General features: G+C 49.7%; 11 protein-coding genes and 1 pseudogene. 11 read left to right on the forward strand and 1 reads right to left on the reverse strand.

Features of this window, described 5'->3' with window-relative positions:
* Positions 1 to 8: 8 nt before the first annotated feature.
* A complete protein-coding gene (locus tag ACUTQY_RS23855; protein WP_368443562.1) occupies positions 9 to 656 on the reverse strand; it encodes a recombinase family protein in 648 nt (215 codons plus the stop codon).
* Between the two features lie 109 nt (positions 657 to 765).
* Between ACUTQY_RS23855 and ACUTQY_RS23860 the strand changes: the two are divergent.
* From ACUTQY_RS23860 to ACUTQY_RS23910, 11 genes and pseudogenes are all read left to right on the forward strand, one after another.
* Positions 766 to 1,062, forward strand: a pseudogene (locus ACUTQY_RS23860) (Tn3 family transposase); the annotation flags it as partial.
* Positions 1,063 to 1,876: 814 nt separating this feature from the next.
* The gene (fimA, locus tag ACUTQY_RS23865; protein ID WP_260048816.1) at positions 1,877 to 2,425 is read left to right on the forward strand and encodes a type 1 fimbrial major subunit FimA; all 549 of its coding nucleotides are present in this window, start codon (positions 1,877 to 1,879) and stop codon (positions 2,423 to 2,425) included.
* A 69-nt stretch (positions 2,426 to 2,494) separates the two neighbouring features.
* The gene (locus ACUTQY_RS23870; RefSeq protein WP_060441103.1) at positions 2,495 to 3,034 is read left to right on the forward strand and encodes a fimbrial protein; all 540 of its coding nucleotides are present in this window, start codon (positions 2,495 to 2,497) and stop codon (positions 3,032 to 3,034) included.
* A 121-nt stretch (positions 3,035 to 3,155) separates the two neighbouring features.
* Positions 3,156 to 3,827: a fimbria/pilus periplasmic chaperone gene (locus ACUTQY_RS23875; protein ID WP_226773051.1), complete on the forward strand. Its 672-nt coding sequence runs from the start codon at positions 3,156 to 3,158 to the stop codon at positions 3,825 to 3,827.
* A gap of 117 nt (positions 3,828 to 3,944) precedes the next feature.
* Positions 3,945 to 6,536: a fimbrial biogenesis usher protein gene (locus ACUTQY_RS23880; RefSeq protein WP_089186760.1), complete on the forward strand. Its 2,592-nt coding sequence runs from the start codon at positions 3,945 to 3,947 to the stop codon at positions 6,534 to 6,536.
* Positions 6,537 to 6,557: 21 nt separating this feature from the next.
* Positions 6,558 to 7,082, forward strand: a complete 525-nt coding sequence (locus ACUTQY_RS23885; protein WP_089186761.1) for a fimbrial protein — start codon at positions 6,558 to 6,560, stop codon at positions 7,080 to 7,082.
* 30 nt (positions 7,083 to 7,112) lie between these two features.
* Complete coding sequence (locus tag ACUTQY_RS23890; RefSeq protein WP_233502785.1) at positions 7,113 to 7,598, forward strand: fimbrial protein; 486 nt, start codon at positions 7,113 to 7,115, stop codon at positions 7,596 to 7,598.
* Between the two features lie 16 nt (positions 7,599 to 7,614).
* Positions 7,615 to 8,562: a fimbrial protein gene (locus ACUTQY_RS23895; protein ID WP_445583336.1), complete on the forward strand. Its 948-nt coding sequence runs from the start codon at positions 7,615 to 7,617 to the stop codon at positions 8,560 to 8,562.
* A 219-nt stretch (positions 8,563 to 8,781) separates the two neighbouring features.
* Positions 8,782 to 9,477, forward strand: a complete 696-nt coding sequence (locus ACUTQY_RS23900) for a helix-turn-helix domain-containing protein (protein WP_260048814.1) — start codon at positions 8,782 to 8,784, stop codon at positions 9,475 to 9,477.
* 582 nt (positions 9,478 to 10,059) lie between these two features.
* Complete coding sequence (locus ACUTQY_RS23905; RefSeq protein WP_195880726.1) at positions 10,060 to 11,334, forward strand: HlyD family secretion protein; 1,275 nt, start codon at positions 10,060 to 10,062, stop codon at positions 11,332 to 11,334.
* A complete protein-coding gene (locus ACUTQY_RS23910; RefSeq protein ID WP_260048813.1) occupies positions 11,327 to 13,441 on the forward strand; it encodes a peptidase domain-containing ABC transporter in 2,115 nt (704 codons plus the stop codon). Before ACUTQY_RS23905 ends, ACUTQY_RS23910 begins: the two co-directional genes overlap by 8 nt.
* Positions 13,442 to 13,482: the final 41 nt, after the last annotated feature.

A 13,482-nucleotide genomic window follows, 5' to 3' on the forward strand; every position in this document is an offset into this window, starting at 1 on the left:
ATTTTTTTTCATGGGACTATCGTAACATGTTCGGTCGCCGGCTCACTATGGCTGAGCGAAGGCTTCACCCGTTCTCCGGGCAGAATAGCGTCGGGATGTTGCTGCCGCCAGGTTTTTAATATTCGGTAGACGCTGGCTCTGCCAATGCCCAGTTGGTCGGCAACCGCTTCGCGGGTGAGTCCGGCCAGCGTCAATTCAATCACCTGCTGCGCTTTCGCCTGAGCGGTGGGTTTTCTTCCTTTATATGCCCCTCTGGCTTTCGCGCGGGCAATGCCTTCCCGTTGCCGTTCCTGACGCAGGCGTGTCTCGAATTCGGCGAATACGCCCAACATATCAAGGAAAGCCTTGCCGGACGCCGAAGAGGTATCGATGGCCTGCTCTGTCGCCCTGAGCTTGATGTTTTGCCCTTCAAGCTCATGAACCAGATTCTGTAAGTCGCGCAGACTGCGTGACAGGCGATCGATACGGGTGATCACCAACGTATCCCCTTCTCGCAAGTAATCAAGGCAGTCATCGAGTGCCTGACGGCCCTCTTTCCTGGCGCCGGTCATTTTCTCCGAGAAGATTTTACGGCAGCCGGCTGAAGTCAGCACCGCTATCTGATGTGTCAGATCCTGATCTGTCGTGGATACACGAGCATAACCGACGAGCGCCATACGATTTAATCTCACTAGACATTAGATGATGAGATTTTTGCGTATCAAATTTACTAAATCAAGTTATGTGATACTTTTTTTGAACAAATCACCCTAGCTCTCACAAAGGTATGACCGATTGGTACGCAGCATCTACACGTTGAAGTATCTGAGCGATCCGCAGTTGGTACACAACATCTGGCGTTTCCAGAACCGGATTGAATCTTATCACCAGCTGCGTGCCGCAGTGAACAAGGTCGGCGGAAAGAAGGAGTTAACTGGAAAAAATGACATCGAAACAGACATCAGTAACTAGTGCGGGCGACTGATTTCCTGCGCGATCGTGTATTACAACTCGGCGACCCTTCAGATGAGCCATAAGATTATTGACCTGGATGCGCTGGTTGCCGGGCTTAAGCTAGGGTAACGGAAATTTCGGCGGTTCCGGCGTAGGCCCCCATTTGCTATGAAATTACTGAGAAAAAATAGGGGAAACCTAGCACATCTAATGTGAGTACGGTTGCCGGATAGCAGGAACGCCTGTCCTTTAATGGTAACCTCAGAAATCAATAATCTGGATATGTTTTATTCCTGTAGGGGCAGTAAAGAAGAACTTACAGTACTTATGAATATTGATGATGTATTAACTTATCTATAAAGAGCCAATTAAACCAAGCAGCCCCCCAATCAACAAAGTATTAATTTAATTTAACATATAGCCGACTATCCATAATATAAGAAAAGCATGCAATTAATTAGTCTAGTTATTATTTTTCAATTCCGAGAAAAAGAAACCAAAGACACAATTGCAAATTATTCACTGTAAAGTATAGGACTTTTTTTATTTAACGATCTTATGTGCTCTTATTGTTGATGCTTTGGTTTTTTATGCTTTTTTTATAAAAAATGCGATCTAATATTTTGTAAAACATTGCTATGTTAGTATATTGATCTATATTGGTGGGGTGTATGTGGCACCTGTTCTTGAAAGGGTCTGTGTCGTTATTCATCAGGAGCGCATGAGAGTTCAAAGAAAAGCATACCCCCACGAGCAATTATTAATGGGCACGACAAGATTCAGGTAACCTCATTGGACAGCTTAACACTGGGTACTTATCAATATTCCCTCAGTAAGGAGGAATCATTAAGTACGTCTTAGAAGCGAATTAGGAATAATGAATGTGGTAAGAAAACATTCCAGTATGCCGTTTATATCTTTTACCAAAAAAGGAGTAGTAAAAATGCATAGCACCAAATTATTCAAAACCCTGATCGCAGCATCTCTACTGACTGCGGGTCTGGCTCACGCAGCAACTACTACCGTTAACGGTGGTACCGTTCACTTTAAAGGTGAAGTGGTTAACGCCGCTTGTGCCGTTGACGCCGGTTCTGTAGACCAAACCGTACAGCTGGGCCAGGTTAAAACAGCCACGCTGAGTGAAGCGGGTAAAACCAGCTCTGCTGTAGGCTTCAACATTCAGCTGAACGATTGCGATACCACCGTTGCTACCAAAGCGGCCATTGCATTCTCTGGTGTTGCTGTCAATGCTGAGAACCCAACTGCTCTGGCACTGGAAAGCTCCTCTGCGGGTGGTGCTACCAACGTGGGTGTGCAGGTGCTGGACAGTGCAGGCAAAGCGCTGGCATTCGACGGTGCAACCTTCAGTACTGCTGCCACTCTGACTGACGGTACCAACACTCTGCCATTCCAGGCGCGTTACATCGCCACCGGTGCTGCCACTCCTGGTACTGCCAACGCGAACGCCAACTTTAAAGTTCAGTACCAGTAATACCGGTCTGCAAGGATGCTTAATCAGGCCAGGACGGCCTGTTTTCAGCTATCGAAGAGGGAATAAGCGATGCTCAAAACCAGACTGGGACTCTGCCTGCTTTTCATTGCTCCTCTGTCTATCGCCGGCAACAAGTGGAACGTCACGCTTCCTGGAGGACAGATGCGCTTTCAGGGGGAGCTCATCGCTGAAGCCTGTACGGTTGAGGCGGGTGACAGGCAACTGGTTGTTCGCATGGGACAGGTTAGCAGTAACCGTTTCAAGGATGCAGGGGATGACGCCGATCCGGTGCCGTTCAGTTTGCATCTCCAGGATTGTAATCCCAATGTCAGCGATCGCGTCGGTATCGTCTTTCACGGCGTAGCCGATGGCAAAAACCCTGATGTTCTGTCGGTTGGCGAAGGCGAGGGGATTGCGTCTGGCGTCGGCATCGCCCTGTTCGATGAACAGGGGCAACTCATACCCATTAATTCAGAACCTCAGTCTTGGAAACCGCTGACTAAAGGAACGCGTATCTTGCAATTTGTTGCCAAATATCGGGCAACCGGCAATACGGTTATCGGTGGTGCTGCAAATGCCCAGGCTTGGTTCTCTTTGACATACCAATAAAACATTCGTTTTCGCGTATGAAACTTTTATCTCGGATGAGATAAGCGCGCGCAAAAGGTTAAAACGGCGGTTATCCGCCCAAGAGGTTAACGTGATTAAAATGAAAGCGACCGGAAACGTCATGGGTTCACTGCTGGCTTTGGCAGTCGTATTTTGCACTCCGCATGCTGAAGCGGGCGTGGCTCTTGGGGCAACACGCGTTATTTATCCGGCAGAACAGAAACAGGTCACTCTGGGTGTGAGCAACAATAACGATAAAGACACCTTTCTTATTCAATCCTGGGTCGAGAATGATGATGGTCAAAAAGAAGGCCGGTTCGTTATAACTCCGCCGCTGTTCCTCATGCAGGGGAAAAAAGAAAATACGCTGCGTATTATTGATGCAACCAATAACGCCTTGCCTAAAGACCGCGAAAGTCTTTTCTGGGTCAACGTCAAAGCCATTCCCTCTCTGGACAAGGCAAAACAGAAAGAAAATACGCTTCAACTGGCGATAACGAGCCGAATCAAATTGTTGTATCGCCCACAAAATCTCAGTATGGCGCCTGATCAGGCCCCTGGAAAACTGACGTTTAAACGCGATGCGAACACACTGGTACTGAATAATCCAACGCCCTATTTTCTGACCGTCACGGAATTGAATGCCGGCACACGTTCTTTAGCCAATGTCATGGTCCCGCCTATGGGGGCGGCAACGGTGAAACTGCCGGGCGATGCCGGCAGTGCAATTACATATCGCACGATTAATGATTACGGTGCGCTCACGTCCGTGATGAAAGGCACCTTGCAGTAACGATCTGAGTCATTCACTAAAACAATGGATTCAACAACGCAGGTAACGCAGCACCGGCATTGATGACGGCGTGCGGTAGCGACAAGTCACCTGGTTTATGGAGCAGGCACGGATAACATGAAAAAATACCACATCCGGGAACGGGCGCTAAACAAAGCAATGCTTACGCCGCTGGCATTGCTCTTGGTGGCTTCGACATTTTCCGCGCGCGCAGACAACTACTTCAATCCCCGGTTCCTGGCTGACGACCCGGCATCGGTTGCCGATCTCTCCAGTTTCGAAAAGGGGCTTGATGCGCCACCGGGTACCTATCGTGTCGACATTTACATGAACGAGGGTTACGTGACGACGCGAGACATCACCTTTGATAAAAGTGATGACGGTACCAAGCTGGAACCGTGCCTCACTCGCTCTCAGCTGGCTTCACTTGGCGTCAATACCCTGACTATTCCAGATATTGCCGTAATGAAGAGCACGGCCTGTGTGCCTTTCACACGGCTTATTGCTGATGCTGCAAGCTCATTCGATGTCGGTCGCCAGCGTCTTTCCATCAGCATTCCTCAGGCTTTCATGGGAAATCAGGCGAGAGGGTACATAGCTCCCGAGCTTTGGGATAATGGTATTACGGCCGGTTTGCTCAATTACAACTATACCGGCAGTGAAGTGCGCAGTCACAATGGCGGCACCCGCAATTACGCCTATCTCAATCTGCAAACGGGTCTCAACCTGGGGGCATGGCGCCTGCGGGATAACTCAACCTGGAGTTACAGCAGCGGCACGGGATATAACGAAAATCGCTGGCAACATGTCAATACCTGGCTTGAACGTGACATTGTGCCCTGGCGCAGCCGGCTGACGATGGGTGATGGCTATACTGCGGGTGATATCTTTGAAGGTATCAACTTCCGCGGCCTTCAGGTTGCCACAGACGATAATATGCTGCCCGACAGTCAACGCGGCTTTGCGCCCGTTATACATGGAATAGCACGTGGTACCGCACGCGTATCGGTCAAGCAGAACGGATATGAAATATATCAGACCACGGTACCCGCCGGCGCCTTCACTATCGGTGATCTGTATGCGGCAGGAAACAGTGGCGATCTGCAGGTGACGGTGAAAGAGGCGGATGGCTCCGTTCAGGTCTTTACCGTTCCCTTCTCATCCGTTCCGATGTTGCAGCGTGAAGGACAGGTGAAGTACGCGGTGACTGCAGGGCAGTTCCGCAGTGGTAATGAACAACAAGACAAGCCGAAGTTTTTCCAGGGAACGGCGCTTTGGGGATTACCCGATGGCTGGACGGTCTATGGCGGCACACGTGCCTCAAACGACTATCGTGCCTTTAACCTCGGGGTGGGGAAAAACCTGGGCTACCTCGGGGCGGTATCTTCAGATATTACGCAGGCGAATGCCACCTTGCCTGACGGCAGCAAGCATCAGGGACAATCTCTGCGTTTTCTCTATAACAAATCGCTCAATGAGTTAGGGACCAATTTCCAACTGGTCGGATACCGTTATTCTACCCGGGGCTTCTATTCTCTGGCCGACACCGCGTGGCGACGCATGAGCGGTTACTCCGTGGTTAGTGAAGACGGGATCGTGAATATCAAACCAAAGCTGACGGATTATTACAATCTGAACTACAGCAAGCGCGGTCGTTTGCAGGCGACGGTGACGCAACAGGTTGGACGGACATCGACGATATACCTGACTGGCAGTCATCAAAGCTACTGGAATACCAGCCGTTCAGATGAACAGCTGCAGATTGGTTATAACAGTACCATTCAGGATATCAGCTGGAGCCTGAGTTATAGTCTGTCCAAAAATGCCTGGTCCGACGATAAAGACCAACTGATTGCTTTCAACATTAATATTCCGTTCAGCCACTGGATGCGCTCGGATACCCGGTCAGTATTCCGAAATGCCAATGCCAGTTACAACACGTCGACAGACTTCAAGGGACGTACGACAAATACTGCCGGCCTTTACGGGACGCTGCTGGAAGATAACAACCTGAGTTATAGCGTGCAATCGGGCTATAACAGCGGCGGTAATGGTAACAGCGGCGCAACGGGTAACGCCGCGCTGAATTACCGCGGCGCTTACGGCAACGCCAACGTCGGTTATAGCCACAGCGGTGACTATAAGCAGGTTTACTATGGCGTCAGTGGTGGCGTACTTGCCCACGAAAATGGCATCACCTTCAGCCAGCCACTCAATGACACCATGGTGCTTATCAAGGCGCCGGGAGCGAAACACGTTTCTGTCGAGAATCAAACAGGGGTGCGTACAGATTGGCGTGGTTATGCCGTGCTCCCTTATGCGATGGACTACCGCGAGAATCGGATATCCTTGAACACGAATACACTGGCGAACAACGTCGAACTGGAAGAACCGGTATTAAGCGTCGTTCCTACACGGGGAGCCGTCGTGCGTGCGGACTTCAAGGCCAAAGTCGGACTGAAGGTTCTTATGACATTGACAAACAACGGAAAGCCAGTCCCGTTTGGCTCTGTAGCCTCTTACGGAGATGGTCAGTCAGGCAGCATCGTGGCAGATGGCGGGCAAGTTTACCTTACCGGCCTTGCGCCAAAAGGTACCGTCAACGTGAGGTGGGGCAATAGCGAAAATGAGCGCTGCACGGCGACGTACAGTTTGCCGGCTGACAGTCAAAACCAGGCTTTGAGCTATGCCTCTGCCATTTGCCGGTGATAAGCAGGAGATGATGACGCAATGAGAAAATACCTTCCAATCCTGTGTTTGTTGCCGTTGGTTGCGGGATATGCCCATGCGGCGGACAGTACTATCACCATCACAGGTTATCTAAAAGACAATGCCTGCTCGGTCTCTGTTGACTCTCAGGATTTTACGGTGGATTTGTTGAGCAATGCGGCCAAGCAATTCAACCGGGTTGGGGCCGTCACGCCATCCATACCTTTCAAGATTGTCTTCGACAAGTGCGGCAGTTCCGCGACGGCAGTTCGCGTGGGGTATGTCGGAACCTCTGACAGCGACAACACAACCCTGTTAAAGATTGATGCTGGAACAAACGCCGCAAGCGGTATTGGAGTGCAAATACTGGATCGCGACAAGACTCCGATCCCTTTAAATGCGGCTCAGGACTCCCTGAAGTGGACGACATTGACGGCGGGCCAGTCCAATACATTGGGCTTTTATGCACGCTTAATGGCAACGCGCGCGCCCGTGACGGCAGGAACAGTGACAGCGACGGCCAATTTCACCTTAGAGTTTCAGTAAGGAAGTCTGAAGATGATCATTATCAAGAACATGATGCTGGCGGGGGCGTTGCTTTTTACTACAACATTCGCCGCGCATGCAGCTGACGTGACCATTACGGTCAACGGACGCGTAGTGGCCAAGCCCTGCACCGTATCAACGCCTTCGGCGATGGTAGACTTGGGTGACCTTTTTTCTTTCAATTTTACACAGCCCGGTTCGGGCTCGGCCTGGCATCCGGTAACGCTGAATTTGACCAATTGTCCAATAGGCACTTCGAGAGTCACGGCAACATTCACGGGGACAACGGACAGCACGGGATATTACAAAAATCAAGGTGGGGCAACCAATCTTCAATTGGAGCTGCAGGACACCAGTGGCAATAACCTGAACAACGGCAAAACCAAGGCGGTTCAGGTTGATGATTCCACACAGTCAGCGAGTCTGCCATTACAGGTTCGTGCGTTATCAGTTAAAGGTAACCCGAAACAAGGCAGCATTCAGGCCGTGATTAATGTCACGTACACCTACGCCTAAATTGAGGAGTCACGTCATGACACTGGTTTCAAAACTAAAGAAAGTGTTGAAGAAAAAAGAAGTTGCTGCCCTCGTGGCTTCTGTATGCCTAATGGCATACTCATCCGGCGCTAATGCTTTTACTTGTAAGGTTAATGCAACCGGTCAAACAGTTGGATCGGGTTCAGCTAACGTTTATGTAAACCTTACGCCATCCATTGGAGTAGGGCAAAACCTGATTGTTGATTTATCCAGCCAGATACAATGTAAGAACGACTCTACACCGCCAAATATTGATACGGATTATGTAAAACTCACGGGTGGCTCCGCATATGGCGGTGTGCTTGACAACTTTAACGGAACTGTATACTGGAATGGTAAGACTTATCCCATGCCTTTAAATACAAATACAGATAACGTTGTAATACGCCAAACCTATTATCAAGGGCTACCTTTTAAACTATATTTAACGGCTTTGGGCGCTGCAGGCGGAAAAGCAGTGAAATCAGGTGAGCTGATAGCGGTAATGAGGATGTATAAGATAGCTACTTTTGGTGGTGGGTATCCAAGAAATTTTACCTGGAATATTTATGCCAACAACAATGTTATAATTCCTACAGGTGGTTGCGACGTATCATCGCGCAATGTGACAGTGACCCTACCCGATTACCCTGGCACGGCTGCTGTGCCGCTAACCGTCCATTGTGCGCAAAACCAACAGCTGGCATATTACCTGACCGGTACTACGGCTGATACGGCGAGCACCATATTTACCAATACGTCATCTTCAAACCCGGCTACTGGCGTTGGCGTACAACTGTCTAACCGCAATGGCGTGATTGCTACTAATAAAAACGTGTCTCTCGGAAAGGTAGGCAGCAGTCCTGTAAGTTTGGGCCTGACGGCTTCCTATGCACGAACGACGGGTCAGGTTGTGGCCGGTAATGTCCAGTCTATTATCGGGGTGACGTTTGTTTACGAGTAGATACGGTTTTTAGCGCATCGTGCGGTAAAATTGTATGTGTATGTTTTTGATTGATTTTGTCTATTGACAGTAAGTCTCATAAGCCTCTATCTGCATTGTTGAATACATCGTCGCAGGTCAATATCCGGACTTCGGAGAGCGCGGCCAATACGTCGGGCTGGCGTTCATCGCCGGTATTAAGGGCGGTCTGAGTAGTGAGAGGCATTGAAGGAGAATGAGATGATTGCAGCCGAAGGAAGCAAAAAACCTCGTCTATCCGGGCAAAACGTGACAGTACGTTCGTCGCTTAGCTTGCGAGTTATTGTACATGACCCGGTTTCTCTGTATCGCGATTGCCTGATACGCGTGTTGAAAGCTTATTTGGGACATACCGTAAAAATTTTGGGGGAGGCGAAGACACTGGCGGATGTGCGGAAAATACTGATTCATGAACACGCGGATCTTCTGATTGGTGTGCCCTACGGTGTTGGAGAGACGCTACTTGACTGGGAAGTTTTCGGGTGTCAGCTTAAATGTTATCACCCTAGCCTCATCTGCCTGATGTGGACGAATCTGCCGAAAAATTTCGTGCGATTGTTCACACCTGCTGAACGTGTGGGCAAGACCCTATTTTTGAAAAAGGGAGTATCGATACCGGTTTTTTGCCAGGCCGTGTCACAGGTAGCTGCGGGGGATTTGCCTAGAAATGATGTGTGTCAATGCCCGACTGAGGATGATGGGGCGGCTTTAAAAACATTGACTCTGCGGGAAAGTCTGGTACTGAGCGAGATGATGGAAGGGAAGAGTTTGCGGCAGATTGCCGCGCGGTATCACAACTCGCTGAAGACAATCAGTTCGCACAAGTGCAGCGCCATGAAAAAACTGGGGGTGTCCAGTAATGCACAGTTGTTGGCGTTATTGCATGACCTGTATTGAATCACTGTGCTGGTAAAGCGCAAACGATATCTCTGGCTGGGCGCGGTCGCTTAGGTAGTCGCCGCGGCCATCGGCGGCAGGTATTATTTCTCGCAGGATGCGGAGCTGGAGACACAGCATCCTGTCGAACCTCCCTCGAGGTGGTCGACAATACCTTCGACGATCACGTGCAGCAGCATGCCATCACCCGGACTCAGACCGCGCAGGCTGAAATCAACAAGCAGTTTACCGCCCTGCGTCAGGAAATGGAGTTTTACGTCGGAACCCCAGATTTTTCCCTTATCCCAGTTTCAGCCCGGCTACCAGCGCATCTAGGTCAATAATTTCATCACTGATCTCGACGATATAATGCTTGTTCAGCAAAATGTGCTGCCAGGCCGCCGGCGATATCCGGGCCAGAGTCTCAATGCTTTCCGTTTGTGGCCGTTTAACCCCCTTCAAATATCCTAATAACAATAATTAATATTTTTAGCCGTTTTAGATGAGCTTGGTTATCTAGTACAGTCTCATATTTTGCATGAAAAGCCTCTATGAATTAAGCTTGTAATCTTATTTCAATCAATATGATAAGGAAGGCAGACAGTGTTTCGCCAGGAAGCGATTAGCCATCAGAAAATGAAATGGCGGGGACGGGCATTGTTGTTGCCCGGCATTCCCTTTTGGCTCACGACAGGACTCTGCCTGTTTTTTATCGTTGCATTTCTTACTTTCATTATCGCCGGTACCTATACTCGTCGAACCAACGTAACCGGCGAGATCACCTCCTACCCGCGTGCTGCCAACGTTTACTCTACCGTCCAGGGGGTGGTGGTAAAACAATTAGTCACTGAAGGCCAGATCATCACTGCAGGCACCCCTATCTATCAAATTGACGTCAGCAAGAGTACCCGCAGCGGTGTGGTCAGTGACAATCAGCGCCGGGATATAAATAGTCAACAAGCCCGTATTGCGCAGATCATCAGTCGCCTGGAGGACAATAAACGGGCCACCCTCGCGATGCTGGAAAAACAGAAAGCGCAATATACGGCAGCGTTTGAACGCTCCACCGATATCCTTCGCAGGGCTCAGGAAGGGATACGTATCATGAAAGAGAACATGCAGAACTACCGCCATTATCAGGCCAAGGGACTGATCAACAAGGATCAGCTAACCAATCAGATTGCGCTGTATTACCAGCAACAAAATAACCTGCTGGGTCTGAGCGGACAGAACGAGCAGAATGCGCTGCAGATCACTGCATTGGAAAGTCAGATCCACACTCAGGCTGCAGAATTTGATAATCAGATTTACCAGATGGAACTGCAACGTTACGAGCTGCAAAAGGAACTGCTGAATATTGATGCAAGCGGGGTGATCATTGTACGCGCATTATCCGAAGGACGCGTTGATTCAATGAGCGTCACCGTTGGTCAGATGGTGAACGTCGGCGACAGCCTGTTGCAAATGCTTCCTGACAAGGTAGACCACTATGCACTGGTGCTCTGGGTGCCTAACGATGCCATCCCCTATATTTCCACTGGCGATAGGGTCAATGTGCGCTATGACGCTTTCCCGGCGGAGAAATTCGGTCAGTTCGCCGGAACGGTATCCGTCATCTCCAAAGCTCCGGCTTCGCCGCAGGAAATGCAGACTTACCAGGGCGCACCGAAAGCTGCGCTGACTGCCGCCATACCGTATTACAAAGTGATTGTACGACCAGAAAAGCAGGCTATTTCCTACCATGGTAAACGCCTCAGTCTGGAAAACGGTATGAAGGCGCAAAGCACCCTGTTTCTGGAAAAGAGAAAAGTTTATCAATGGATGCTGTCACCTTTCTACGACATGAAACAAAGCGCTACGGGACCGGTCAATGACTAATTTTTCTTTTAAACGCCTGGTTAATCAGCTGGATATACATCTTTTCAAACGAATGCCTTTGGTACATCAAACCGAAGCATCGGAATGCGGTCTAGCTTGCCTGGCGATGATCTGCGGGCACTATGGCAAGAATGTCGATCTGATTGCATTGCGACAACAATTCAATTTGTCAGCGCGCGGCACCACTCTAGCCGGGTTGATTGGTATGGCCGACCAACTTGGGCTATCCACTCGCCCTTTATCCCTGGACATCAATGAACTCGGTGCGCTGAAGATGCCGTGCGTCCTCCACTGGGAGTTCAATCATTTTGTCGTATTGGTAAGCGTTGGACAAAATCGTGTCGTATTGCATGACCCTGCTCGTGGGCGGCGTACTGTCAGCCTGTCAGAATTGTCGGCCAGCTTTACCGGTGTGGCACTTGAAGTCTGGCCAGGTAGTGCGTTTAACGCAAATACTGTTCGCAACACGTTCAGTCTTGGCACGCTGACAGGCAGTGTGCACGGCCTTAAATGGACGCTCGGCAAAATATTTAGTCTTTCACTGGTGATAGAAACGATTAACCTGGTGATGCCGGTCGGTACGCAACTGGTGATGGATCACGCGATCCCCGCAGGCGATCATGGCTTGCTTACTCTCATTTGTGCAGGATTAATGCTGTTTATCTTGCTACGAGCCGCGGTCAGTATGGTGCGTGCGTGGTCATCATTGGTAATGAGTACGCTCATCAACGTTCAATGGCAGTCCGGGCTGTTTAACCACCTGATGCGGCTACCGCTTAACTATTTTGAGCGGCGAAAATTGGGAGATATCCAGTCACGTTTCGGTTCTCTGGACACGTTGCGAAACACGTTTACGACCAGTATCGTCGGCGCCATTATGGACAGTATCATGGTCATTGGCGTACTGGTGATGATGGTGTTATACGGCGGCTGGCTGACCTGGGTGGTGATCGCATTCACAGCCCTGTATGTACTGCTTCGTCTGCTGACATATGGTTACTATCGGCAACTGTCTGAAGAGTCACTGGTGAGGAAGGCACGGGCAGGTTCGTACTTCATGGAAACCTTGTACGGGATCGCTACGGTCAAAATGCAAGGAATGGCGGAAAGGCGCAGCGCAAACTGGCTTAATCTGGAAATAGATGCCATTAACACCGGCATACGGGTTACCAAAATGGATATGCTGTTTGGCGGGATCAACACCTTCGTGGCAGCCTGTGACCAGATAGTTATTCTGTGGTTGGGCACCAGTCTGGTTATCGATAATCAGATGACCATTGGTATGTTTGTGGCTTTCGGTGTGTTTCGTGGACAGTTTTCAGACAGGATCGGTTCATTGACCGAGTTTTTACTTCAGCTTCGCATGATGAGCCTGCATAACGAGCGTATTGCTGATATAGCTCTGCATCCACGGGAGAACCGTAAGCCTGACCTTCCCTACGAAGCGAAAATGCAACCGGCTGCGCTGACCACACAGGCTCTCAGCTACCGCTATGACAGCCAATCCCCCCCTGTTTTCAGCAAGCTGAATCTCGTTATTCAGCCTGGAGAGAGCATTGCTATAGTGGGAGCATCGGGAGCGGGGAAAACGACATTGATGAAAGTACTGTGCGGTTTGTTTCCTCCTGACAGTGGACGCGTCGAAGTCAACGGCGTTGATATACAACAGTTGGGAATTAACAATTACCATAAGATGATTGCCTGCGTGATGCAGGATGACAAGCTGTTCTCCGGCTCCATTCGTGAAAATATCTGCGGGTTCTCAGACAATATCGATGATGAATGGATGCAGACATGCGCCCGCGCCAGCTATCTGCATGACGTCATTATGAAGATGCCGATGGGTTACGAAACCTTAATCGGTGAATTGGGAGAAGGGTTGTCTGGCGGCCAAAAACAGCGGTTGTTTATTGCCAGGGCTATTTACAAGAAACCGGCGCTGTTATTTCTGGATGAAGCCACCAGTGCATTGGATAAGGAAAGTGAAAGCGCCGTCAATCAGGCCATCAAAGGGCTTCATATTACGCGGATCATTATTGCACACAGGGAATCAACAGTTGCTTCAGCAGACAGGGTCATTACCCTAAATCCAGCCGGTACAATATAAAACAAGCCCTGCACTTGGGTGCAGGGCTTGTTTTACGAGTT

It is taken from the genome of Serratia sp. TSA_130.1, assembly GCF_052691795.1.

Excerpts from the sequence above, each read along its gene's own strand:
- ACUTQY_RS23910 (WP_260048813.1), top strand. The coding sequence starts at position 11,327 with ATGACTAATTTTTCTTTTAAACGCCTGGTTAATCAGCTGGATATACAT.
- ACUTQY_RS23885 (WP_089186761.1), top strand. The coding sequence starts at position 6,558 with ATGAGAAAATACCTTCCAATCCTGTGTTTGTTGCCGTTGGTTGCGGGA.
- ACUTQY_RS23875 (WP_226773051.1), top strand. The coding sequence starts at position 3,156 with ATGGGTTCACTGCTGGCTTTGGCAGTCGTATTTTGCACTCCGCATGCT.
- ACUTQY_RS23900 (WP_260048814.1), top strand. The coding sequence starts at position 8,782 with ATGATTGCAGCCGAAGGAAGCAAAAAACCTCGTCTATCCGGGCAAAAC.
- ACUTQY_RS23870 (WP_060441103.1), top strand. The coding sequence starts at position 2,495 with ATGCTCAAAACCAGACTGGGACTCTGCCTGCTTTTCATTGCTCCTCTG.
- ACUTQY_RS23855 (WP_368443562.1), bottom strand. The coding sequence starts at position 656 with ATGGCGCTCGTCGGTTATGCTCGTGTATCCACGACAGATCAGGATCTG.
- ACUTQY_RS23895 (WP_445583336.1), top strand. The coding sequence starts at position 7,615 with ATGACACTGGTTTCAAAACTAAAGAAAGTGTTGAAGAAAAAAGAAGTT.
- ACUTQY_RS23890 (WP_233502785.1), top strand. The coding sequence starts at position 7,113 with ATGATGCTGGCGGGGGCGTTGCTTTTTACTACAACATTCGCCGCGCAT.
- fimA (WP_260048816.1), top strand. The coding sequence starts at position 1,877 with ATGCATAGCACCAAATTATTCAAAACCCTGATCGCAGCATCTCTACTG.
- ACUTQY_RS23880 (WP_089186760.1), top strand. The coding sequence starts at position 3,945 with ATGAAAAAATACCACATCCGGGAACGGGCGCTAAACAAAGCAATGCTT.